This is a genomic window from Staphylococcus petrasii (genome assembly GCF_002902565.1).
In the GTDB taxonomy this organism is placed as follows: Bacteria; Bacillota; Bacilli; order Staphylococcales; family Staphylococcaceae; genus Staphylococcus; species Staphylococcus petrasii.
In genome coordinates, this window is record NZ_PPRC01000128.1 from 23,950 (window position 1) to 49,057 (window position 25,108).

The 25,108-nt window shown below is 34.7% G+C and carries 27 protein-coding genes and 1 pseudogene; all 28 read right to left on the minus strand.

The features are described from left to right. Positions 1-109 precede the first annotated feature (109 nt). Positions 110-244: a beta-class phenol-soluble modulin gene (locus tag CD127_RS12060; RefSeq protein ID WP_103366843.1), complete on the minus strand. Its 135-nt coding sequence runs from the start codon at positions 242-244 to the stop codon at positions 110-112. 40 nt (positions 245-284) lie between these two features. After that, the gene (locus tag CD127_RS12065) at positions 285-419 is read right to left on the minus strand and encodes a beta-class phenol-soluble modulin (RefSeq protein WP_103297428.1); all 135 of its coding nucleotides are present in this window, start codon (positions 417-419) and stop codon (positions 285-287) included. Positions 420-1,405: 986 nt separating this feature from the next. Next, positions 1,406-1,564, minus strand: a pseudogene (locus CD127_RS12070) (DNA-binding protein); the annotation flags it as partial. Between the two features lie 405 nt (positions 1,565-1,969). Further along, positions 1,970-3,691, minus strand: coding sequence for an N-acetylmuramoyl-L-alanine amidase (locus CD127_RS12075; protein ID WP_103366844.1), 1,722 nt, complete (start codon positions 3,689-3,691; stop codon positions 1,970-1,972). Beyond that, positions 3,691-3,990: a hypothetical protein gene (locus tag CD127_RS12080; RefSeq protein ID WP_070495650.1), complete on the minus strand. Its 300-nt coding sequence runs from the start codon at positions 3,988-3,990 to the stop codon at positions 3,691-3,693. The genes CD127_RS12075 and CD127_RS12080 overlap by 1 nt, the downstream gene beginning before the upstream one ends. A gap of 54 nt (positions 3,991-4,044) precedes the next feature. Further along, positions 4,045-6,663, minus strand: coding sequence for an SGNH/GDSL hydrolase family protein (locus CD127_RS12085; RefSeq protein WP_103366845.1), 2,619 nt, complete (start codon positions 6,661-6,663; stop codon positions 4,045-4,047). A gap of 57 nt (positions 6,664-6,720) precedes the next feature. Next, positions 6,721-8,565: a glucosaminidase domain-containing protein gene (locus tag CD127_RS12090; RefSeq protein WP_268927760.1), complete on the minus strand. Its 1,845-nt coding sequence runs from the start codon at positions 8,563-8,565 to the stop codon at positions 6,721-6,723. A gap of 410 nt (positions 8,566-8,975) precedes the next feature. Continuing rightward, positions 8,976-9,368: a hypothetical protein gene (locus CD127_RS12095; protein ID WP_103366847.1), complete on the minus strand. Its 393-nt coding sequence runs from the start codon at positions 9,366-9,368 to the stop codon at positions 8,976-8,978. Beyond that, the gene (locus CD127_RS12100) at positions 9,355-9,771 is read right to left on the minus strand and encodes a hypothetical protein (protein WP_103366848.1); all 417 of its coding nucleotides are present in this window, start codon (positions 9,769-9,771) and stop codon (positions 9,355-9,357) included. Before CD127_RS12100 ends, CD127_RS12095 begins: the two co-directional genes overlap by 14 nt. 17 nt (positions 9,772-9,788) lie before the next feature. Then, the gene (locus CD127_RS12105) at positions 9,789-11,027 is read right to left on the minus strand and encodes a BppU family phage baseplate upper protein (protein WP_103366849.1); all 1,239 of its coding nucleotides are present in this window, start codon (positions 11,025-11,027) and stop codon (positions 9,789-9,791) included. Positions 11,028-11,039: 12 nt separating this feature from the next. Further along, positions 11,040-12,914, minus strand: a complete 1,875-nt coding sequence (locus CD127_RS12110) for a M14 family metallopeptidase (protein WP_103366850.1) — start codon at positions 12,912-12,914, stop codon at positions 11,040-11,042. Beyond that, positions 12,907-14,241 (minus strand): tail tube TT1 domain-containing protein, encoded by a 1,335-nt coding sequence (locus CD127_RS12115; RefSeq protein WP_103366851.1) that lies wholly within the window; start codon positions 14,239-14,241, stop codon positions 12,907-12,909. The genes CD127_RS12110 and CD127_RS12115 overlap by 8 nt, the downstream gene beginning before the upstream one ends. Positions 14,242-14,251: 10 nt before the next feature. Beyond that, positions 14,252-15,199, minus strand: a complete 948-nt coding sequence (locus CD127_RS12120) for a phage tail domain-containing protein (RefSeq protein WP_103366852.1) — start codon at positions 15,197-15,199, stop codon at positions 14,252-14,254. Between the two features lie 11 nt (positions 15,200-15,210). Then, positions 15,211-18,624: a phage tail protein gene (locus tag CD127_RS12125; protein WP_103366853.1), complete on the minus strand. Its 3,414-nt coding sequence runs from the start codon at positions 18,622-18,624 to the stop codon at positions 15,211-15,213. A 4-nt stretch (positions 18,625-18,628) separates the two neighbouring features. Continuing rightward, positions 18,629-18,961, minus strand: a complete 333-nt coding sequence (locus tag CD127_RS12130) for a hypothetical protein (protein ID WP_235851309.1) — start codon at positions 18,959-18,961, stop codon at positions 18,629-18,631. Between the two features lie 65 nt (positions 18,962-19,026). Next, positions 19,027-19,392, minus strand: a complete 366-nt coding sequence (locus tag CD127_RS12135; RefSeq protein ID WP_103366855.1) for a tail assembly chaperone — start codon at positions 19,390-19,392, stop codon at positions 19,027-19,029. Positions 19,393-19,459: 67 nt separating this feature from the next. Beyond that, positions 19,460-20,005: a phage major tail protein, TP901-1 family gene (locus tag CD127_RS12140; RefSeq protein ID WP_103366856.1), complete on the minus strand. Its 546-nt coding sequence runs from the start codon at positions 20,003-20,005 to the stop codon at positions 19,460-19,462. A gap of 46 nt (positions 20,006-20,051) precedes the next feature. Further along, positions 20,052-20,441, minus strand: a complete 390-nt coding sequence (locus CD127_RS12145; protein ID WP_103366857.1) for a hypothetical protein — start codon at positions 20,439-20,441, stop codon at positions 20,052-20,054. Positions 20,442-20,451: 10 nt separating this feature from the next. After that, positions 20,452-20,808 (minus strand): HK97-gp10 family putative phage morphogenesis protein, encoded by a 357-nt coding sequence (locus tag CD127_RS12150; RefSeq protein ID WP_103366858.1) that lies wholly within the window; start codon positions 20,806-20,808, stop codon positions 20,452-20,454. Further along, positions 20,808-21,110 (minus strand): hypothetical protein, encoded by a 303-nt coding sequence (locus tag CD127_RS12155; protein WP_174694738.1) that lies wholly within the window; start codon positions 21,108-21,110, stop codon positions 20,808-20,810. The genes CD127_RS12150 and CD127_RS12155 overlap by 1 nt, the downstream gene beginning before the upstream one ends. Then, a complete protein-coding gene (locus tag CD127_RS12160) occupies positions 21,107-21,436 on the minus strand; it encodes a phage head-tail connector protein (RefSeq protein WP_103366859.1) in 330 nt (109 codons plus the stop codon). Before CD127_RS12160 ends, CD127_RS12155 begins: the two co-directional genes overlap by 4 nt. Position 21,437: 1 nt before the next feature. After that, positions 21,438-21,707, minus strand: coding sequence for a hypothetical protein (locus tag CD127_RS12165; RefSeq protein WP_103366860.1), 270 nt, complete (start codon positions 21,705-21,707; stop codon positions 21,438-21,440). A gap of 22 nt (positions 21,708-21,729) precedes the next feature. Then, positions 21,730-22,728 (minus strand): phage major capsid protein, encoded by a 999-nt coding sequence (locus CD127_RS12170; RefSeq protein ID WP_103366902.1) that lies wholly within the window; start codon positions 22,726-22,728, stop codon positions 21,730-21,732. Between the two features lie 16 nt (positions 22,729-22,744). Beyond that, the gene (locus CD127_RS12175; protein WP_103366861.1) at positions 22,745-23,353 is read right to left on the minus strand and encodes a capsid assembly scaffolding protein Gp46 family protein; all 609 of its coding nucleotides are present in this window, start codon (positions 23,351-23,353) and stop codon (positions 22,745-22,747) included. Positions 23,354-23,534: 181 nt separating this feature from the next. Continuing rightward, entirely contained in the window at positions 23,535-23,684 is a 150-nt protein-coding gene (locus tag CD127_RS12725; protein ID WP_167409903.1) for a hypothetical protein, read from the minus strand. 15 nt (positions 23,685-23,699) lie between these two features. Continuing rightward, the gene (locus CD127_RS12180) at positions 23,700-23,963 is read right to left on the minus strand and encodes a hypothetical protein (protein ID WP_103366862.1); all 264 of its coding nucleotides are present in this window, start codon (positions 23,961-23,963) and stop codon (positions 23,700-23,702) included. 13 nt (positions 23,964-23,976) lie between these two features. After that, on the minus strand, positions 23,977-24,156 hold the full coding sequence (locus CD127_RS12185; protein WP_103366863.1) for a hypothetical protein: 180 nt from the start codon (positions 24,154-24,156) through the stop codon (positions 23,977-23,979). Continuing rightward, entirely contained in the window at positions 24,153-25,103 is a 951-nt protein-coding gene (locus CD127_RS12190; RefSeq protein WP_103366864.1) for a minor capsid protein, read from the minus strand. Before CD127_RS12190 ends, CD127_RS12185 begins: the two co-directional genes overlap by 4 nt. Positions 25,104-25,108: the final 5 nt, after the last annotated feature.

Genomic DNA, 25,108 nt, shown 5'->3' on the forward strand with positions numbered 1-25,108 from the left:
GCTTGTACTGTGTTTGCGATTGCTTCTGCTAATTTTTGCATTTTAATCTCTCCATTTCGTTATTTTTTATTTTTGAAAAACTAAGTGATATATGAATGTTAAGGTTATATTAGAAACCTAAGTATTTACCTAATACGCTTACGCCGTTTTCTACGATGCTTACGATGCTTGTACCTAATTTAGTCCAATCGTGATTGATTCCTGCGTCTACTGTACCTCTGATTGCGTCGAATAATTTTTCCATGTTAATGATCTCCTTTGTGTTATATATAGTAATTTATTAATTAAAAACCTAAGTATTTGCTTAGTAAACCTACACCGTTTTCTACGATACCTACAATACTTGTACCTAATTTGCTCCAGTCACTATTAATGCCTGCTGTTACTGTATCTTTAATTGAGTTGAATAAACCTTCCATTTTATACACTCCTTAGAAAGTAGTTGGTAAATTTATAAAACGATTACTAGGTTGTTGCTTTGTTTTTGTTTAGCTATCGTTTTGATACTTATACTATAAAGGGTATCTACAACTTATGGCGGATTTTTTCTTAACTTGAAACTTTCACATCAAAACTGTTTCTTTTACGTTTTCAATTAGACAGTTAGGGATGCAAATATGTATGCTTAATACATACAAGTTAGAAAGCGCTTACTCAATAAATAAAGTTCTCTCTATTTTTAAAATGTATTATTTAACGTCTTAGTGTGAAAGATTGAGAAATAAGAACTAAAAGGAAATATATAAGTAGAAGGAATTTAGTACTAAATTACGAGGTTAACTTATTTAAACATACAAAAAACTCCACAACCATAAGGTTGCGGAGTTTTATAGCGTCCTGGGAGGGATTTTTATAAATATAGAACTAGCTAGAAAAACGCTTATTTATCGCATTTATATCGAATTATCTTTCGAACAAAACTGAACTAAATAGAACTATTTTGACACGCGCTTGACACTTTTATGTATAAAACCCGTCGAATTCGACGGGTTTTGTTTTATTCGAAATAACCAATTTGTTCTGCAACCTCGGTTAAACTTTCTTTACCTTTCAACACATCTTTAATATAACTTTCTGCGTCTTCTTTATTTACGAAGAATACACTCTCGATATAAGTTTCTTCCTGTTGATCTTTTTCAAGCCAAGTATTATAAAACACTTCCATATCTTCTTTTTCTAATTTATCATGGTGAGGAATTTCATAAGTTTTGCTGATAGCCACCTCATATAATGTATTATCTTTATAATCAACTTCTGAAAGTGTAGCAAATTCTACATCATATTCATGGTCGCCCTCAATATCGATAAAGTATTGACCTAAACCTTCTACTAATTCAACTTCGCTCAAAACTACCTCTTCAACCATTTTGTTATTTAATTCGTTCATTTTCATTCTCTCCATTTCAAATTGATATAAAAGTTCAGCATTTTTTAATGATAAATTATCCAATGATCGTGACTTCGTTCTTATTCTATATATAGTGCTTTGCGTCACACCTGTTTGTTTTGCTATATGCAAACTACTTAATTCACTATCTAATAGATTTTGTATTATCTCTCTCATTTGAATATCACCCATAATATAGAAATTATTATTGCCCACGCTATTAAACCAGTTACAAATTCTTTTTTTGTAGATTTTCTAATATTTATTTTCATATATTTAAAATGAGGATTGTGTTATATTTTATATTGAAGAGGGGCGACCCCCCTCAATCATTTAGTACTCAAAAGCTAGTTCAATTTGTATAACTGCCAAATTTATTTTAATTGAACACTTGAAGCTTTTGGGTGCTTTTATTTTTATCCTCATTTCCTTACCTCCTAAATATATTATACTATGCATTATGGCATAGAGCAATACTTTTTATGCATTTTGTCATAATTATTTTTAGACATAAAAAAATAGGGACAAGTACTAAACTTGTCCCAATGAATAAAATGAAAATCGGTTTTTTGTTATAACATATTAATACACTTCTACAATTCTTAGACGTTCGTGCCATATCCAACCGTTATTATTTTTAGAATAAACACGACACCAGCCCTCTTTAACTTCAAACACATAAAATTGACTATATCCTGCTCTATAAGTGTTGTTTGTCACATACCACTCTTTACCTTTGAATTTGACTAATGATGCACCGTAATAATCGACACGCGCTCTAAATTTAGCTTTAGACGACTTTTTCATGTTTAATGGTGGAATACTATTCACTTTTAAACCTGTTGTATCTTGAATGATATTACGTTGCGCTACTGCTTGTTTATCATCTTTTTTCGCAAACTTTTTACCACCTGCTGTTTTGTAGATATCTTTAACGATTAAGCGTTCATACCATACATAACCGTCGTTGCTTGGACTGTATACTCTAGCCCAACCATCACGAATTTCATATACATAGAATACGTCTCCTGGTTTATATTCTTCATTTGTTGTAACCATCACATTATTGTGGTTAGGTCTACAAATAGTGACACCTGCGTTATCAGCAATCGCTTTGAAATATGCTTGGTTACTCCAAGTCAATTTCTTAGGTGGCTTTTTGTTTACTGAAATTGAACTGTTAGATTTACGTTCTGATTTTTTCACTTCTTTTATATCCGTTAAATCAACGCTATCGTCGGCAAAGTCTGGCACAATGAAATGTGTTAAGCCTGTGTAATCATCTTCACGTAATTTAGCTGGCGAATTGGCTTTACTATCGAAGTTTTGTTCTAAGATTGTAAATGATTTTGTACCGCCGCTATTGTCCCAAACTAAACCAGTATGTCCCCAACGACTATAAACACCTTTTGTGTAAATAGCGATTGCACAAATAGGTGGAACGTAATCTCTTGTATTTTTAACCACTTTCCAACCTTTTGGCATAGCGTTTACTGTGTGTAATTGTTTAGCGTTACCATAGAAACGAACGCCACCTGTTACATGATAGATGAAATCTACAACGACATCAGCACATTGGAAAGCGAACTCTTTATCAAAGTCGATATATTGACCTTTCAAGCTGCGCATGTATTCGATTGCTTCTTTATACTTAACCACACTTTGTGGTGATGGCGTCGCTTTTTCTTTTGTCTTCTCTGATAATTGTTCACTAGGTTTCTCGCTTGTTTTTTCTTGTACCCCATTAATGTATTTAGCAATTTGTTTATCTAAATTTTTAACGTTACGTGAATATCCGCAAGCCTCTAATAAGTTACCAGGATCAATTTTATCTCCTTGAATATCTTGGTGACCTGGTACTTCCGTTTTGTAATCAATGCCCCAATAATTACATAAATAGGCGAGCACTCGCGCCATGTTATCTAATGACTTACGAGAACGTTCTTGACTACTAGGGAAGTAACTACCTTCCACACCAAATGCTACATCGTTTGCATCAGCGTTATACCATTGGTTGTCAGTTGGTGTATTATATAATACATGCCATGCTTTTTCAGTAACTGGAATACAAACAATACACTCTTTGTCATCGACAAAGATATGTGCGCTTGCTACTAGTGACCAATCAATCATATAAGTGTTTTTATAATAATTAACATTTGTTTGTGCGGTAGTTTCTGGATTCCCTGTATCATGTGCTACTGCAAATAAAGGTTTTTTACTTGTTAAAGGTTGCCCACTTCTACGTGTTCCAATCGGTAAAAAATCATATTTAACTGGAACGCCATTCCATTTTTCTGCCATTATGCACGACCTCCACCAATTTTATTATTTTTGTCTTTAGTTGAACCTGTACGTGTTCTTACAGTTTCCCAAATACCAGTAGCCATTAGTCCACTTATTAAGCCAGCAAGCAATCTACCTCCGATTGACAATTCTGTTACAATTTCCGGAATAAAAGCTGTAATACCACCTAAAACGATACCAATACCAATAGCGATTAAAGGTACAATGTTTTTAGGTACTCCAGCTTGTTTAACTAATTGTGTTAATGCGATTGTGATAACTGAAATTACTGTTGCAAATGCAATAATACTTTCCATTTCTTCCACTCCTTATTCAAAATAAAAAGCCGACCTAAAAAGGTCAGCTTAAATTTATAATCTTAATAATCTGTTATACACAACGTTACAAATTGCATAACCACCATTTGCATTTGGGTGTACACCATCTGTATACATTAAACCATTAGTATTAGTTGTGGCGTAATCACCTAAGTTTCTATATAAGCTAACATGCCCTAAATTTAAATCTTTAGCTACGTTCAATTGCGCATTACTGTAATCTTCAATTGTATGCAATTGTTTTCCATCATTTTTATTACCACTAGGCGCGATTAAAAAGATACTTGCTAAAGGCTTAGCCTCTCTGATACGTGAGACAATTTCTTTTAAATCCTTAATATAAGTAGAAACTGGAATATTTTGAGCCATTTCATTAGTACCTAACAAGATACCAAACGTATTAGCACGGCATCGTTTTAATTGTTTTATATAATTATCACGGTCTGTTGATGTCATATGGCCACCACGTAGACCGCCATTACCGATTTTGTGAACTACTACACCTTTGTTACCTTTGTAAGCGTACGAACCAATGAATGTAACTTTTCCACTCACAATTTCAATATTGATAATATGCTTACCTAAACTTAATGTAATAGGTGTAACTTCTTGTTGCGTCGCATCTACTGTTACCCAGTCGCCACCGTCAATATTGTATCGCCACGTTCCTGTGTTTAATGTGTGTATTTCGTAGAAATCTAAATCTTCATAAAATTGAACCTTAATACTATCGCCAACTGTACCGCTCTCAACCATTGCACTGTCTAGCCCTTTTGATAAAGCAATATCAGCTTTCTTTGGATCTTCATCATAATGTGTCCAATCACCAGTTAAATTAACTGCGACTTCGCCATTACCAATATGACCATTAGCAAAACTTACAAACCCAATACCACCGTCAGCATAGGTTTTTAAATAACGTTCTCGTAATGGTCGTGTTAGACGTTCACCCTGTTTCTTTTCGCCACCGGCAACCCAACTATCGCCAAGTATCGCAATTTCTGCACGCCCGTTGTAATTTGGGTTCATAGATTTACTAAAATCGGCTGTATATGTTTTTAAGTTTTTGATGCCGAATGATTCAACGACATTTTCATTAGCTGAATTATCGTTAGATGAAGGTTCGATGAAAGTATTAGGTATATAAATTTTGTAAGGTACAAATGTTTCAGGTAATGTATCACCTACAACAAGCATTTGACCGTTCATTGATGTTTCAGTATCTGAAAATCTGATGTACGCCGCATTACTTGGAACATCAACTGTATTTGTATTTGTGTTATTGGTCTTAATAAATTTTTTACTATCATCATAGAAAGCATATAGATTACGTGCATTGCTTTTAGTAACCTTAGTTGCACCTTTAATATTGATATAGTCACTTGCACTGTATGTTGGATTAGCACTTAATGCACCTGTTGTTGGATTTACATAATAACCAGTTGTATTAGTTTTATTATTGTATAAATTGGATGAATGTTTTGTAAAACCCAGTTTTTCTAAAGATACAGAACCATTTGAAATTTGGTCAGAAGTAATTGAATTATTGGGGATGTTAGGCTTTAAATAATCAATGGTTCTATAATATTCTTCATACTTAGTCGTAGTGTCGCCTAATTCTATCTGATAGTTCTTGTAATTATAAGTATCGACACCCTCTTTTAGCGTTCCTGTTCTAATGTAATAACAATTACTAGGTGTTTTGAACGATCTAGTATTTTTAGTGTTATCAGCTTTTTTTATACCGGAAATAAATTTTTTATTTAAATCGTAAAATGCAATCGCATCTGCAAAATTCTGAACATACGTTGTGCTTGGTGTCACTGGTTCGAAGTCACTAACAACGTAATATGGACTCTTAATTAATTCTCCTTTTGTGTGACTAACTGAATAACCTTGTGTTACATTATTCGCTCTAAAAATATTTTTCCCTGTCTTTAAAAACGAAGTTGTTTGAGGTTCTACTGAATTTAATGTCAGTTTATTCGAGCTAATACTTTGGTCAGGGATAACAAAATCAGATAAAGCTTCATTCGTAACAACTTTTATGAATTCTTTTTTCTCTTGACTTGTTAAATCTTCATATTTAAATTTAAAATCATAACTATTACTTTTTAAATAATCTTTTATTTCTCTTTCTAAAACTTGTCTATAATCATCACTTAATTGCCCCATCAAATTTTCAGACATAACACTTTTGACGATGTCTTTAATGGTTTCAGGACTAATTTCTCTACCAATACTTTGAGTAACTTTATCTTCTTTAACAAAAAAGTAAAAATTAGCAACTTCTGACTTAGTTGATTCGTTTTCTAACGTAATCGAAACATCTATCTGACCACTATGTTTTAATATTCTAGGTCTTACCACATACTGTATAACTCCATTTTCTGCGTCGATAATATCAATCGGTTCTTTTGTAAATGTCGAACCGTCTCTTGTTAATAAATCGACTCTTGGGTCCATTTTAGCTTTTACCAAATCAATCGGCTCTAAAATAGTTTGATTGGAATATCGAACTTCTTTTTTCAAATAAATTCTAAAAGATGCAGTCCCTTGATCATTAGGATATAAAGTTACATTAATGTTTCCTAAATCAACACTTCTTTCATTAACATTAGTTTCAATATCCTTATTTTTATATATCGTCATTAAGACACCTCTTTCAATAAATTAGGACTACATGCTGTCAGCACATAGTCCTGTAAATTAAGATTTATATCTATCTCGTATGAAGTATTCGCCTTTCATACCGATTTGTGAATATAAGTTGTAAATAGTATTTGCTTGATGCTTACACCAGTTAATATCTGTTGCATATTGATGATTCCCCGGCGACTGAGGATTCCAACGCATACGATAAAGCGTTTGTTGACCGTTGTCTATATAACCTTTTCTGACAAATTTAGCGCCGCCAACAATACCTTTGTAAGGTGTAGTCCAACCTTCTGCTCTTGCATAATCAATTGCTTTGTTTGGCGCCCAATCAACTGCATTTATACCAAAGTAGTTGTAAATTCCATATCGACCACTTGCAAAGTTTGAAGTTCCATATCCACTTTCTAAGAAAGCATGAGCGATTAGATAGATTTCGTTAATATTGTATTTCTTACAACCATCTGAAAAAGCTTGTCCTTGTCCAGATAACGAACCCTTACCTTTAAGAATTTGATTCAGCTTACTAACTGGAATGCCTTGATATTTACCTAAATTAAGCATTTGGTAACGCATTTTGCTATTATTCCAAATCGTTGCATTATTCATAGCTGCTGACGTTGCACTACGACTAGCGTTATACCAGCCACTACCATAGTTAACTTGTGGCGCTTTAGCCATTTGAATATTTAGTGCATTATTGTAGGTGTATCTACTATAAACAACTGTAACAGTAGGTTGTTTTTTCTTGGCTGATGTTGTAGTTTTTGGCTTAGTCTTTGATGTATTTGTAGATGTTTTATTATCACTACTTGAAGTAGTTTCATCATCTTTTGGCACTTCGACTTTAACCTTACGTTTAGTTATTTTATCTGATGGAATATCATTGAGTAATTTTTCTCTATTTTGATATAGATTGATTAACGCTTCTATCGTCTTATCTTTAACTCTTTTACTTGGCTTACCTTTTGCTACTGTGTTCCAAGCGCCATGTTCTAATATAGTACGCCAATATTCACTTTCAATTATAAAAGATGATTGCTTCATCGGAATGCTATGAAACTTCATACGACCAATTAGATAATTCATTGCATGTATTTCGTTTAAAATGAAATCATTTTTACTATCTGAGTAGTCCCCACAAACTTCAATAACTAAACAATCTGGTGCGCTTGGTACTTCGATTTGCTCATATCTTGGTTGCCAAATGTAATTTCTATCGATGTAGTAATGTGGTAACTCAGATGTTCTAATGTATTTGCGTCTAGTTGTATATAAATCAAGTACACTACACATTGTTCCAGCGTCACGTATTAACACTTTTTTAGGGGAACGACCTCTGTCTTTACCTTTTGCTATTCTGTGAGGAATAAACGCAGGATAGTTTGTATCTATATCGTCAACAGTAAATTTAATTTCTTTTACATCTTTTAATACCGTTTTAACTTCTTTTGCTTCTTCCGTCTCAGTAGGTTTAGGCGTTGGTTTGCTAGGTGCTGTACTTGTATCTTTAGGCGGTGTACTAGGTTTCGGTTTAGGCTTAGGTTTTGGTTCAGCTTTATATGGTGGTCTGACAAAATATCTAACGCCACCCGGACCATCAGAATAGCTGTGCTTAACTAATAATGCTCTACTTCCGTATGCTTCACTAACCGGATTCCAGTTTTGGTCTACTGCTGTAAAATAAGTAGTAGTTGAAGGTCCTACAACGACATTGGTATGACCGTAAACTCCGCCTGTATATACTGCTATATCACCCGGTTTAGGAACGAAATTAGGAGTATTTGCATATATTTTAAAGCCAGCAGGATATTGACTTCTATAAGCCATCGCATTAGCATTACCCCACGTTCTAAAACCCCAATAACGATTAAAGATGTAATTGGGTAAATCCCACAATTTTGTTACGATAACAGACGCTACTTGTTACCTTCTTCATATTTCTATGAACGTTCAGACTATATCATCAACCTATTAGGTTGCTCCCCGTTTCCACTCGCTTGAGTGTACGTCTTTCGACTAGTCGTTGCACGTTCCTATTTCTAGGCTTCGCTCATGATTGCCTACAACATCACTTGTTTAGGTTTCCCATGAATTAGAGGAGTTTGCTATAACGATTACTCGTTAAAGGTGCTAGAGTTAACACTGATACCCATACATACCATCAACATTTACACCTTTACGGTTTCTCGCTAACCACTTTGCCCAACTTGCTACTTGTGATGCAGTCGGCTTACCACTTGAAGGTAAAATTGCCATTTATCCACCTTCTTTTTTGTATAATAAAAAGCCGACACAAATGTGCCGACTTAAAACATATATTGCGCTAATCCAATTGCACCGCCGATGATGCCACCAACTGTTGTTATTAAAGCAACGGATATTTGCACACTATTTTTTTGTTTTTCTGAAATTGTACCTTCTATTCTTTCAATTTCATCTTCATGATTTTTAACTACAAACTTTATTTCTTTGATTGCATCCCACTGTTTGCTGTTAGTATCGTTTAATTGTTTCATTTGTTCGTTTGTATCTTTTTGGACTTCGAACGATTGCCTTTGATAAACGTTACCCTCGACAATTTTTTCTTTTAATCCATTGATGTGTTTTAAATTTTCATCATCACCAGCTTTTATCTTTTCGAGTATATCTTCTCTAGAAGCACGCCATTCTTCATAGGTAACGTGTTTATTTTCTGTCATAAATATCAGCACCTCCGATAAAACCAACTACAAAGCAGACTGCTGATAAAATGCTGAATTGTATAGTAGAGAGCCAATTAATCGCATTATAAATACTTGCTGATGTCATTAGAAAATAAAGTATAGAACAACTAAAACCACCAATAACTAATAAATAATTACATATAATGCTTGTGCTTTGTCTTGGTAGAAAGAAAGCACCAATCATTAAGATTAGACTGGCAACCATAACGATAATCCCCCACGCCCAAACAGGCATGATGTGATGAAGCGCTACATAGAAATCACTATCACCTAGAACTTTCTCTTGCTCTTTGGTGAAGAAAAAACCTCTCGCAAAAGTAAAAGCGCCTAACCCTAACAAAAGAATAAAATTGATAACTTCATTAAAATTATATTTCAATAACCACACCTTCTTTATTAAGTTGTTTCTGTACTATCTATCGAAGTGTCTACATCACTTTCTTCATCGTTGCTATCATTAGTACCAATCTCTACTTCGCTACCGATATTGAGCCAATCAGTCCAATTATTGCCTACTTGATCTAATTTTGAACGAAGGTAAATAGCGTTTGTTTCGTTAGGCGAGTAAATAACCTTTGTGTAATTACCATAAGCTAAGATTTGTAACATACCTTCAGTATCATTTCCATCAGGTGTATGAAGTGGACCAACTGCATAAAAATATCCAGAAGTATCAACAAAGTCCATTGTAGATAAATCTGGATTAAGTATTTCTCTCACTTGACCGTCATCTTCAAATAACGGTTTATTTTGATTTAACTCGCTAATTCTATTTGTGACTGCTTGATTGATTAGTTCATTAAAATTATCTGGTAAGTTCGACGGTGTTACTTCACCTTTATCTGCTTTATTGTTTAAAGCGTTGTTAAAATCAACCGTAGTTACATAATTAGAAAGTGTAGTGTCTAAATCTGGTTTAGTTACTGCACCAGCTGTTTCATCACTTAGATTTTTTCGAATAGTATCGGCTTCATCACGCATATTTTGAATAGCTGAATTAATGTCTTTTTGTGCCGAATCTACCAAGTTGTTCGTTCTTCTTTCAGTATCAGTTACAATTTTTTCTAAATCTTGCTTTTGTTCACTGATAAACGAATTAAAACTCAATTGAATATTTTCAACATTTTCAATACCAGCAGACGCAGCAATCAATCTCTTTTCAGCTTCTTCAATTAAATCATCGATTTGACGAATATATCTTACTTTAATATCTGCACCAATTTTATTAATCAATGCATCTTTAACATAAAACCTAAACTCATTAAGAATAACAGTATCTGGTCTACCAACTGCTTTAACTCTTACTTGACCGTTAACCCACGTATCAGTAGAAGCCTTTAAAAAGTCTCTATCAATAACAAATCGAATGATACCATTTAGCGAATCAATGTATTCTACTTTAGTCAAAGAAGTGTGTGAACCATTTTCTGACTCTACATATAAATCAATATCACTATTTAAACTGCTAACTTGTAAAGGGTACTTATCTTTTTTGACTTGAAAAGTGAGGATAGCAGTATTGACATCTAAGTTGTAAAAAACAATTTGTTCATCGCTTAATGGTTTTAAATAAGGTGTGTCACTAGCAACTAATTTAGCATTTTTATAAATACCGTCAATATCCATTGAACTCATAATTTAACCTCCTTATTTTTTAGTAATAATTTCATTTCTAATATCATATGCACTTTCGTAATTTGGATAAATTTGTTTGAATGTTTTTTCTTTTTGGTTACCATATCCAGTTGATGTAAATGCTTGGAATGCATTGTGTGAGCCTGTTGGAATGAATTTAATGTTTTGAATAAGTTGTTTAATATGACAGACACCTTCCGAACGTCTAACTTCAACGGGACACATAACTTCTGCTGTTCTATGAACATCACTCGGTGTAATACTAGACATTTGGACAGGAGCAATCGCATTGATAGGTATTGTATGAATACCTTTCGGAAGTTTATGCTCTGTTTTAAATAATTGACGATCATCAGATTTTCCATTACCACTAAACGGGTTATAGTTTTGTACTACCATTGGATTTACTCCAAATGTTGTGTCCCTATCAACCTCAACTGTAATAGATCCGTTCATTTCAACAATGCCATTTGCTGTAATCATAAACCGTTGTTGCGTCATTAACATTCGTTGCCACTTATTTGTAGCAACAAGACTGAATGTAGGTACGCCTTTATTGTTATATCTATCGCTATATACAAATGATTTAGCAAAGGCTTCATTCGACGTTCTACCTTGCCCGCTATTATTTGTTTGCATTAAGCGGATAATGATATTACCTAAGAAATTAACACTACGCCACATTTCTTCTGCTCCACGAGGTTTACCAGCACGTCCTTCATAAATTTCTGGTAGATAAGAAGTGATGTTTTTCTTAATGCCTACCCAGTTAGAAAATGAGCTTAACGTACTAGAACCCCATGTAACTAAATCTCCACGATTACTCACATCTTGCATGAATTGAGTCATAATATTGTGGTCTTGATTAGAAAATCTTGGATAGAATAAACAATAATCTGATACTTGGGAAACAATGTTATGACAATCAACATGCGCAGTAATATGATTAAGTCCTTCAACTAACTTTTTCATATTTTTTGATTCTTGTTCACTAAATGGTGCTTTTCCTTTGAAGTTTTTACCAGTCGAACTTGTACCTTTTCCAGCTTTCCAGTTGTAATCAAAGTTACGATTAAGGTCTACGTTATTAGAGTTTTCTCGATTATCGTTAGCAAAGCCATGTGGATTAACAATAGGTACACATACAATTCTTACATTTTTACGAATGTAAGCTAAATGTGGATCGGTATGCCATTTATTTACAACCAAGTCTAAAAATCTAGAGTTGGCGTAAAACGCACTGTACTCGTTACCATGAATACAACTTGTTAAAAGCAATGTTTTTGAATAATGCTGAGGCTCGAATGTGTATGAATAAACACTGTATTTTCCTGATTGGTCTTTCCCAATATAAGTTTTACGACAATACTCATTATCGACAAACTTATCATAAAAGACTTTTAAATTTTCAGTAGGCTCATTGTGTAATGGTGTTTCATTTTCACCACGCATAGCACCTTTAATGTAAGGTGGAGTCCATAAATATGAACTATCAGCTGCAACGTTCAACTCTTTATCTAAATCATTTCTGATTGAGTTGAAGTCACGCCCTAATCTATCACCTAATGTTTTTGATACCTTACCATCTATACTTGCTCTTGCGTCAATAATTTCTTGTTGGTCGTTAGCTAGTGTAGGTACTAAAAATGCTCTCATTCTAGCATCTAGCCAGTTAATAGAGTCTTTTACACTTCTTGTCGAACCGTCAGCAAATGTATGTTTGATTTGATGTGATTGGTGCGCTTCGTTATCAACAAAGTTATGTCGATGCAACTCATCTTCAACGTAAGTGACCATGTCACGGAAAGCGATGAAGTTAAGTTCTAGCTCTCTTACGTGTCTAGCACCAAATATTGTTTCAAGACTTGTATAAATCGTCTTACGCATTATCGCTGACCTCCTTAATTTTTAGATTTCCGTTTTCATCAATGTATAATTCTTTGTCGCTTAAATCTATGACAGTACCGTCTACTTTTTTAGCAGTTAATTTTGATGATGCGTCGATAGAGTCTAATTTTTTCTTATCTTCCGGCGACATTAAACCAGCTTTATCAGTAGAAGCATTACCTTCGTTTCTCATCTCTATTGTTGTAGCTAAGACGCTTGATGTTTTTGCACTTGTTGAGCGGTAATCTCTAACAAATGCGCCACCACCTAATCCACCAATAGTATTAGCTGCGACATTGATACGATTCATATACCTGTCATAACGTCTGTATTCACCTAATACTACCTCTTGTTTAACGATTTCGTTGTTTATATCTCGTTTTGTCTTAACTTCAACAATGCGTACTATTTCATTTAGTCCTAATACAGAATTGCGTATCTTAACTAAATCGCCAACTCTAGGCTTAGCGTTTGGATAGTATTTTTTTAAGACGATAAAGTCTAAGCTAATAGAACGTTTGATTGAGTCATCTATACGTTTCTGTAACTTTGCTTTCATTAACTCCTCGTCTTTAATACGACCATCTTTGATAGGCTCTGCTTCGTATTTGCCGATGTCTTTCATATCCGGATGTTCGAACTTCATAATCAATCCAGCGCCAGTAATACCCTGTTCATCTGTATAATCACCATAACCAACACAGTATGTTGCCATATCTCCTGTATCTTCTTCAACTTTGATGTTATTTGCATTAATTTCATCATCTATGATGTAATCAACTTCTTTTTGATTATAAGGAGTAAATACAAATGTGTATTTTTTAGTTTTCTTATTAAAATCGATGTAGAACTCTAAATCCCAATGCGACATTGCTTTTTTAATTAATTCTTCAACAGTTTCACCTTCTCCAGCATTTTCAAAATCTGATGAAGGTAACTTACTTTCGGTCAATTTATACTCTAAATCAGTAGGAGCAAAGGCTATATCTAAGAATTTTTTAGCAGTAAAGCTACCATTAATAGGTGCATAGATTCTACGTCGTTTAATAGTGTCTATCGGCTTATAACGACAAGAAACCGTCACACGCTGTTTTGTTCCATGCGCTTGACGGTCAATTAAAAAAGCTAAGTATTCTTTTTCGTCGTCTGGTCCTTCAACTCTTGAAACCCTCCAACGTTTATCTATTGATCTTACTACTTCATAATTGTAAGCATCTTCCAGTAATTCAAACTGTAAAATTGCTTCTGAACTATTTTTATCCGTCCAATTAGTAGTGGTGTTGACAAACTTGCCACGACCACGCTTTGGACTTATTAATATTGGCAATTTGCAACACCTACTTATAATAAAATTTCATATCGAATTTAACCGACTTAACTTGTTGATTAAATTCAAACTCATTCCACCCATGACGGAACTTTGGTTGTGATCCTGACACTTCATAACTTAATGGCGTACCATTTTTGAATGTTTGCACACCATCATACTCAATCTTGTCACCTTTTTTCATTTTGATGTTACGAATTGTCATAACATCAGAATGTGTCATAGTAAAAGTAAAATTTTCTGTATCTTCTCCTAAGATGATTGTCACTTTCTTATACATATTGAATTGGTCGTTATCTGCTGTGCCATGATAATAAATGGCGTTATTCCAAATGTTAGTAAACGAGTAGATACGTGAACCATCTTGTTCGTCAAAAGGAATAAGCATATCATTCGACCATAATTCTTTATCTGGTCGTTTTTCTAAATCAATTGAAGTGCCAATACTTTCAGCAAATGGCAATTCAGTCGTTTCAAACACTAATTCAAAACTAATTTTCTTGCCATTTTCTTCTGGTACGATTACATCAGCGTTTTTAACTTTATAACGTTTACCATTTACATAATAATTGTCGTTAAATTCTTCGTGATCTAACACAAGATTGTTATACTCGCTTATTTCTTGATAATCATCTTCTAATGGCTCAATAAAACGATAATTTAAAGGGACGCTTCTTCTTAACTCTCTTATCCACACTTCTTCAGTGGAGTTGGTTAAGTTGTAGAACTCGTCCCTTAATCTTGCGTTATCATTTAATTTTGTAGAATTTACATGACACTTAACGTTTATCTTACGTTTACGATATTGACTACTTAAAAGAATACGACCACTTGTATTCTCTTTTGTTTCGTAGTTATCTTCAATTTCCATACTTTCGATAATTACATCGTCGACGACAAAACCGAAGTCGCCCAATGTATATTGTTGTCCGTTTTGTTTTTTTATTTCTAAATCCATTGAACGACCTCCTAAAATGTAAATGTAGCGTCACGATTAGCGTTTTGTTCGTTGACGATTGTAGTTAGTGCATCGTTATCAACACCCATTTCAATACGTACTACACGTTGCGACGGATTTGTTTTGATGTTGTGTGTATGTTGTACTTGAGCGTTCATATTAGCGTTAACTTTCTTCATGTTGGCAGTTATATCCGGAATTGCTAAGTTGCTGTTAAATGCGTCTGTAATTGATTGAGCCATACTACCCATACCACTTACAACGTGACGACCTTCTTTTTCAATTCCGATACCTAGACCTTGTGAAACGTATTGACCAATGCCTTTAAATACTCGTGATGGTGAATGAATTCCTAATGCACTTTTAGCTGCATTGACTGCACTTTTGGCTACATTTCGTGCAGCATCGACTACCCATTTCATTCCATCCATAATACCTCGTACTAAACCACGCATTAAATCCATTCCGGCACTAGCAAATTGACTAACAAAATTAACAATTGTTCTATAAGTACGTTGCATTCCAGATTGGACTTGTGAGACTGCATTAGAAAAACCACTAATCACGCTAGAAACGAAATTAGACATCGCACTGACAATTCCTGATACCCATTGCGCTCCACCAGAAATCACTCTACTTAGCGCTTGAGCCATATATTGTGCAACACTTGATACCACTCTGACAAAACCACTAATGACAGATGAAACGAAACTAGCAAGCGTGCTGGCAATGGAAGATACCCACTGACTACCATTAGAAATGATATATCCAAGCGCTTGAGCCATTTTTGAAGCTATTGTTTGAGCTACTTGACCAAACCATTGAGCCACACTTGAAAAAATTTGGCTTAAAAATTGGTAAGTAGATGAAAAAATCTGAGACCAACTTGAAATACTTGTGCCTAGTATAGAATTTAGACTTGCAAATATAAATTGAGAAATTTGTGTGAAAATCGACTGTACCGCAGTCCAAATAGTATTTAGCACATTCCAAAAAGTTGTTTGTAAAGTCTGTAATGCGCCTGAAAAATCACCAGTTATTAACTGAATGAACGCAGTAAATAACCCAACTATTATTTGAATTACAGATGATACGATTGCACCTATCGCAGTGAAAATTACAGATACTGCAAGCCACAAGCCTTTAAATGCTTCTACTAGGAAATTAATCGCTTGTACGACTACAACGCCTAAAACTTGATTAATTAATTCTCCAAATGCTTGAAAGATTGGCATTAGTGGTTGAATGGTTTGCATGATGTTATTGTAAAGTTGCATAAACCAGTCTATTACTGACTGAATAGCTCCACCTATCGTGCTAGAAATTACGTCCCACGCATTTGTGAGTGCTTCTCTCACACCTTCATTGGTGTTCCATAACCATACAAGTACGCCAATTAAAGCACCGACTATTGCAATTACTATACCTACTGGACCAGATAACGCTGCAAGTACACCGCCTAAACCTTCTATAACGCCCATAACGATACTAACTATTCCACTTAAACCACCAAACGTTGAAATAAGAGGAATTATCACTTGATTTACAAATATGAACGCTGGCGCTAATGCCATTAACATTCCAGCTAACGTTGCTATAATTCCTATGATCATTCCAATAATAGGATTAGCTTCTGTTAGCTTTCCTATAAATTCAGTTATAGCTAACGCCACATCTAAAACTACTGATGCTAATGGAGCCATAGCTACACCGACATTAATAAGAATATTGATGATATTACCTAATAATTGGATAAGTTTAGGTCCGTTTTCTTGAACATATTCAATGAACTTTTTAAACCCATCACTCTCTGCAATCGTTGCGCTCCATTGTTCGAATTGCTTAGCCATATCTGCTAAACCTTGTAATACAAGATGAGTGTTAGGTGCAAATGCTTTCATTAAGTTGAATATACCTCTAAATGTTGAGCCGAATATCTGACCTATTAATGGCAAATTCTGTTTAGTATATTCAATGAACGACTTGATTGCGTTTTGTCCTTCAACTGATTGCGCCCACTCATTAAATGCTTGACCCATTTTCTTAAAGCCTTGTGATACCCACTCAGCTAATGGAGCTATTTGTGTAAGTACACTAACTAAACCACTACCAAATGAGCCAGCAGCATCTAACATATTATTAAATATTCTTACGCCAGTTGTACCCATCATCTCAAAGAACTTTTGTGCTACTTGTGAGTTTTTAGCCCAATCAAGCATTTTAGCACTAGCTTGTTCCATTCCTTTAGATACGCCATTGATAAATGGTGTAAGCCCAGCTAACGCAACTTTAGCAGTATCAATCGCATTTGCTAATGTATTAAATATCTGCGCTTGATTTTGTTTGATAAGGTCTGCCCATGCACCTTTTAAACTTTCTAATGAAGCCTCGTAACGTTCAGTTTCTCTAGTTGCTTCTAGTGTACCGTCAGATAACATTTTTAAGGCACTGATGCCCATAGCACCAAATGCTACTGCACCAGCTCCAGCTACTCCAAACGCACCAGCTACACCTAATGCACCACCAGCAACTACGCCTAATGCATTTAACACTGCCATTAATGCTGGTACGATACCTGCTATTGCTGGAACAAGTAAAGAAATATTAGCAAGCAACGAACCTTTAATCATATTACTGAAAACAGTTCCGAATGTTCTGATGTCATTTGCTAAGCTATCTAATGAGTTACTGTAATCTTCTAAACCTTTGTGTAATTGTTTGAAGAAAGCTATTACTGGATTTCCATCTACATCAAGCCGAGTACGATGTCGGTTAGGGATAGAGCGTAGCATAGCTTTAAATGCTTTTATGTGAGCAATAGCTCCTGCGCTATCAACTTCAAGATTAGCTTTAGCTTTTTGATGAGCAAAGTCATTAAGCTGTTTCTTAGCCATTGCTATGTGTTCTCTTGCTCTAGTTGCATCTGCATCTAAAACAGCTGAATACTTGCTACCGTCGATACTATCTAGGTTATGTTGCAACTCAGAAATATGTGTAATAGCTTTTCTGATATTTACGTCTGCATCTGCTTCTGCATCAGTGTTATCATACATATCTAAATATCTCTGCGTTTTCTTGATGTTTGCAATAGCTTTAGATACATCAGCGTCTAACTCTGCATCACCGCGATAAGCATCGAACTTCTCAACTAACGACTTAGCTTGTGCGACTTTTTCTCTAACATCAGAGATATCTGCGTCTAGTTCTGCATTTGCATGAGTATTATCAAAACCTTTTACTGTATCCTTTGCTGCTTTAACTGCTTTCATTACACCAGATGAGTCGCCATCTAATTTAGTATCTTTAATTGACTCTTGTGTTTTCTTAAAACTTTGAGCCACTTTCTTAGCTGATTGGATAGCACTTTTAAATTTGCGGGTATTCGCTTCAATCTGCGCTTTAATACTATAATTTGCTTCTGCCACGTCATCACTCCTTTCTTAAAGAATTGTTGTGATTTGCAATCATTTTGAGCAAATCAGATGGTGCATTAACTTCTTGCTTAGAGTCTGAACCAAATTTGAGAGGTTCTCCTCTATTAAGACGTTTAACGTTTTCTTCGTAGTCCATAATGTCGTTAGCACTTCTAAAACGATACTCAGTTTCTCCCTTTTTGCCACCACGTTTCTTTTGTTCAGCCTGAGCGTCACGTATAGCAAAAGCAAGTTTGTACATATCCATATCTTTATCAAGTTGTTCATACTCGAGTGCATACATACGATAGTTAAACTCTCTAAGCGTCATCATTTCTATTCGTTGCAAGTCGTATATCTTCAATTTACTCATACAAACGACAACAACTCTATCAAACGTTAATATGTCGTCGTCTACTTGCTTTTCTTCTTGTCTTGTTTGTACTCGTCTGGCACTAGGTTTTGGGTTAAAGGTCTCTTTCCCAATTCTTCGATGATTTGTTCACTAAAAGTATCAAAACCTTCATTTTCTGCGATATCTTCTAAAACTGTTTCAATTTCTTCATCAGTTTGTGGTTTCTTTTTATGATGAGCAGTTGCTGATTTGATTACTTTAGCTAATGCAACAACGTTTCCGTTTTGCAGGTTAGGCACTAACATATTCAAACCTTGTCCGATTGTCATTTGTTCTACTTCTAGACCTAATTCTTTATCAATCTTATTTAAAAAACCTAACCCGAATGATAATTCTAATTCTTTATCTTTAAATTTAATGTGCATAATTTAAATACCTCACTTCTTTTTTTTATTTGCGCAAATAAAAAAGAGGGGATGTTCCCCCTCATATTTATACAGTTTCAACTTCTGTTGGTTGTGGAATACTTTCAGCCAAACCGTCGTCTGCTGGATCAGATGCAACAGTATCATGGAAGCCATAAGCAGCTTTGTTTTCTTCGATTGCTTGCGGTAAGGTAGCATAACCACGTTGTTTTTTAAGATAAACGCCAAACTCTGTTTCAAATTCAGCAATACCGTCTGCTTCATTAGTACGAGTGATACTATTCCAGTAACCTTGTCTATATTCAGCTTTGTACTTACCTTCGTTATTTTGAACTCGCTTATTGATTACCCATAATTCATATGGTGTATCATCTTCTGTTGCGTCCTCGATTTCATCACATAACGTGTCTTTTTGGTCCATGTAGCAATTGATTGTTACAGTAGACTCTAATGTACCACCAGAGTTAACTGAGCCATCAAATGTAGCTTCTGTATCTCTGTCTTTTTCAGTTTCACGTTCTAATTCAGTGACTAACATTACTTTGTTAGCATCTTTTCTATCGCCTAATTTACGAATTAAAACTAATTCATCAGTACCTTGTTTTGTTGGCATAGGTTGAATACCTCCTAAATTTTTGTATTAAAAAACGCAAGCCAAATTAATGACTTGCGTACTCTACACTTATAGTTGTATGTGACAACGTTTGATTAGTTTCTTGTTCTGTACTCTCATTCACACTTATTTGAGGCAACGTCAATGTATATCCGTCTAGTTGTATCTCATCTAGCAGAATTGACTGAACCTGCATATAAATTTCATCATTCTTACCTTTGTCATCATCTTTGCACCAGATATGGATAGTTGCAGTTGGACTGCCACCGTAACTGTCAAAAGTTAAACGATTGATATCGTCTTTAATATCTTGGATAGCAATGAATGGATAAGGTAGTTCTTGATTGAGTTCGCTTGTGCGAATGATAGGTACGCCAAGTTCTTCAAACCTTGTATAAAGATAATTGAACAATTGCAAATTCACTGATTGTTTCATCGCATACCTCCTAACCGTTAATTAACCTTTCGAGGTCTGCTCTGACTTTTTTCGTGAACTCTTGGTAGACCGGGAACATAAATGTTTCTGGTTCCATGTATCTGGTTCCGTATTCAAGGAAAGATGAATAACCAGCCTTTGAAGTGATACCGTATTTAAGATGTCCTTCTTTAGCTTGTTCAACCATTCTCGCTAAGTTACCAGTCCAATAACCTTTGTTCATTACTTCTTTAGCAGTTTTAACTGTGTCTGTACTAAATTTCACCGCATTCTCGTGCAACACTTCATCTACATTGTCATCAATAGTGTTGTTCATTCGGTCAAAATCTCTGATTAAGTCGTCTAAATCTCCACCACCGAAGCGCATCACTTAACCTCCTCGATATAGAACACTGTATCGTGTTCATAATCAATTCTTTTGGTTATCTGATACTTAGTATCGTTAATATAAGCATGCGTCGCAGTAGGCTCAAAATGACCGTTTAAACGTATGATATTGATGTCTTTGTTGATGTCTCCGTATTGCACCACTGTTTTTTGTGGACTTAGCGGACTGATATTACATGGTATTGCATCGTAGCGCTTTTTGTATGTTTCAGTTCTGTTTGTTTTAGGGTTGTACTTTCCTTTCGTTTCTTTAGCAAACACGACTCTCTTGTTATATCTCAATAGAAAATACCTGCCCCACGTTTATCTGAGTTTCGTGGCGTATATTGATCTATTACATCCATATATTCGTCAAAGTCGTTTGCTTGAAACGTATTAGAACGCCCATCTACGCTTTCCTGCGTCATACCTTCTGCGCCAACACGATTAAAGCGCTTGACTGCTACTTCTTCGACGATGTATTCCAATCTATCTGGAACTTCTTCGATACCAATAGGAAGTAAGCTAATCAAACGCTTTTCAGTGTTATCTATTATTCTTTTTAATAGTTCATCTTGAACATTATCATTAATAGAGAGTAATAGCTTAACATTCTCTAATGTAGCCATATTATCCCTCCAATGTGTCTAAGATGTCTGCTTTCGTATCTTTTTCAGATACTTCAATACCATGTTTTTGTGCGATTTCAATTAATTCTGCTTTTGTATTCTTATCATCTACAACTAATTTAATATATTGTTTATTGAATTTGTTATCAGCATGTAGTAATTGAGTAATACGTTCATCTGTAATATCAGTAGGATAAATGTCGCCAACTTCATAAGGCTTGTTATCCTCTGCATCTACAAATGGTCGTACAACTTCGTATGAATAAGCCATGTGTCAGACCTCCTTAGATTAATTAGACAGTTTCAGGTTGTGGTGTAGCTGTTTCAGGCTTAGTAGGAACACCTTCGAACTTCGCAAATGCTTTATCGTCTGCAATGTGAACAGCTACATGCATTGTTGCACGTAATGCTAACATATCACGTTCGAATAAGTTAATAGGCTCACCGTTACCGTCTTTAATAGTTGATAATTGAGAACTATCATCGATTTTGTATTCAATACGTTGTGGAATACCATAGAATAATTGATTAAAGTCACCTGTATAAATGACATTTTCTTTATAATCTGGTGACTTTAAGTTCACAACAGGTAAACCATCTAAAGTATCAATAGCATTTCTACCTTTTCCTTTTTCGAACAATCTTTCATTAGAAACTGAATCAACAATGCTAGATAACGCTCTTCTATTTGTTCGTTTAGAAATAAATGCGTTTGGATCGTAATCATTGTTTTCGATTAATGCCTCTAAATCTAATAAATTATCTTCATTGTATTCACCGTTAATCACATTACCAGCAGTTTGAACTGATTGTTCAATAGATTTGTTGAATGGATTATCTCCAACATTTAAAATTCCAGCTTCGTCAAACTTACGAGCAAATGCTTCTGCAATCATAGGTTTCATGGCTTCAAAGAAATCTGAGTAAGTGTAATTCAAGAATTCTTTTGTAACTGGTAAAATAACACCTAATTTATAAGCTCTCATTTTAGCTTCAAGCCAAGTAGCCTTAGATGTTTCGATTTTTTGGCCTTCACCAACCCAGTAAGCGCCTGGTTTATCTGCCCAAAAAACGAAATCTTTTTCTGTTCCGTCCATTTCTTGATATTTACCTAATTGCATGATTTTAGAAGTTTCCATAACTTCACGTAAAACTGGTTTAGTAAAGTTGTTTAATAATTCTCCTTCTTTGTGTTCATGCATCATAACGTTGTCTGGATTAAAAGTTGCTGGTGTTACATCGTTGTTAGCAAAATGTTGTAAATTTAACTTTAACTTGTTAGTTTCATTCATCATTTAATTCCTCCGTTTATTGAATAATTCTTACTTCGTCGGCAATACTGCCTAAACCTTTTTCTTTTCTACTTTGGTTTCGTGAAAAACTACTACTTTGATTGTTTGGTGTAGATTGACGAGTAACTTCTTTAATTCCTTCTTTTACAGCTGCATCAAAATCTGATTTGATTTCATTAATAGTTGATTTAATCTCTTCATTATCTTCAATTTTGATAAGCGCTTTAGCAAAAGAAGTAGGTAACTTCTGTTCTTTTAAATCAGCAATAACGTCAGATTCTAACTCTCTAAGTGCTTGTGCTTTTTCACGTTCAGCAATTGCTTTCTCACGTTTAGATAACTCTTGCTCTTCCTTTTCTTTTTGTGTCATCTTCGCATAAGATTGTTCTTCACGTCGCACTCGTTCAATTTCTTCTTGAAGTTTTTTATCGTACTCTTCTGCTAATCTTCGTTTATTTTTCTCACTAGCTTTACTAATTTTTGCGTCTAGCTCACTTTGTGTATAAGTTACCTCTTCGCTTTTAGTGTTATCGTTTTCTGACTGCTCATTATTATTACGTTCAGCTTCGTCTCCACCTTCTGCGAAGAATTGAAGATTAGCTTTTAAAAAATCACGTTTATTCATTTTTTATCCTCCTCATAAACGTTAAGCACTCGAATTTATCGCATAAAAAAAGCGCCCCAATCAGTCAATTAAGCCCGATTAGTGCGCTAGATTTATTTTGATAGGGAAACAAGTTACTTAACCCTTATAATTAGTTATTAGTATGTTTATGAGCAGTTTAATGACTTACTTAGGTCATAGTTTAAATAAAGTTCTTTGGTTCAAATGATTTCTTTTTATCTTGCTTAGGTTTCGCTTGTGCTTGGTTACTAGGATTTGTATCGTTCAGACGCTTTAATTCAGTGTGTATGCCTTCCAATGCGCTTGCGATACGTTTGAGTGTTTCTAACATTTAGTCATCTCCATTTTATTCTTCTACAAGGTTACATATCTCATAGGTACCACAATCTATACACTCTCGTTTAAAACCTGCAAAGCTAGTTGGTGTGACTGTTCTAATCACTTCTACATTGAGACTTTTGCAGTTTCGACATTGATAGAATGTTTCGTGTTTTACATAGTCGTTTAATTGATTGAAATGTTCTCCTGTTCTTAATTGAATACCATTATTCGCTAAAGACTGATGAAAATCTTTTAATCCAATTAAACTTTCAGTAGTTATCTTTTCCATTATTTAATCACTCCTAAAGTGTAAATAAAGCATCTTTATTTGCGTTTACTTCATTAACAATAGCTGTTAAATCTTTAGGATTAACATCCATTGCAATTTTTACAGTCTTGTCGTCATTCGTCTTTTCTAATTGTTTTCTAATCAACTTCAACTCATTAGCAATTTCTTTTAAATATTGTTCTTGATTACTCATTTAACCACACCTCCAAAATACTTACCTTTACGTTCTTCGAAGAATTTATCACGCCTATTTTCATCAACGTGTGGAACGACGGTACTTCTGCAGAAAGGATGCATAGGCGGAGCATTTACACCCGGCACCATGTCTTTTACTTTAAACGTTTTATCATTCAAACTCCTACATGTTTTCGTTGTCTTGCTATCCATTTTTGCTACAAATTGATATTCAGCTTCTGCACCGTGTTCTTCAAGCATATGACGTTTAGACGCTAACGTTTGAACTCTTGCAGTTTCAGTTAGTAATAATCGTTTCATATTGTAAGTTGTTGCTCCTGTATCTTTACGCATGTCTTTGATGAACTCATAAGGGTGTCGTCCACGTAGTAATACATGACGTGTCGTCTTTTGAACGTGTCGTCTTACTGTCTCCATATCCGACCACAACCTTGTACTCCATTTATGCCCTTCAAATGGTGTAAATATGATTGTTTTAACGTCATTGATGGACACTTGGAGCGTTTCTCCCAAGATACCTGCTTGTTGCTTTAATGCTCTGTAATAAGCACTCTCCATGTAGTTATACATAGATTGTTCTATCTGTGCATAAGCATAAGTCACGATAAGTCCTAGCTGTGCTTGTAGTAACTTCTCACGACTTACATACATCTTAGTGTTGTAAGCTCTTAATTCTGCGTTTGCTTTATCGCTAAAATCTCTATTCTCAACATATTGTTTCGCTTTCTGTTGGAACATCTGTACATCTACTGCATCAATTTTCTTCTTAGCTTCAGTTAATGTGATACCTTCGCTTGTTGCGTATCTTGAATAGAAACGATTGATCTCATCTTCGATATCTTCATTCATCTCATCAACAATACGTTGTATTTCTTGAGCAATCTCATAATCTGATTTACTTTCTTCATCAATGATTTCCTTTGCTCTATCTTCCCAGTAGGACATAGACT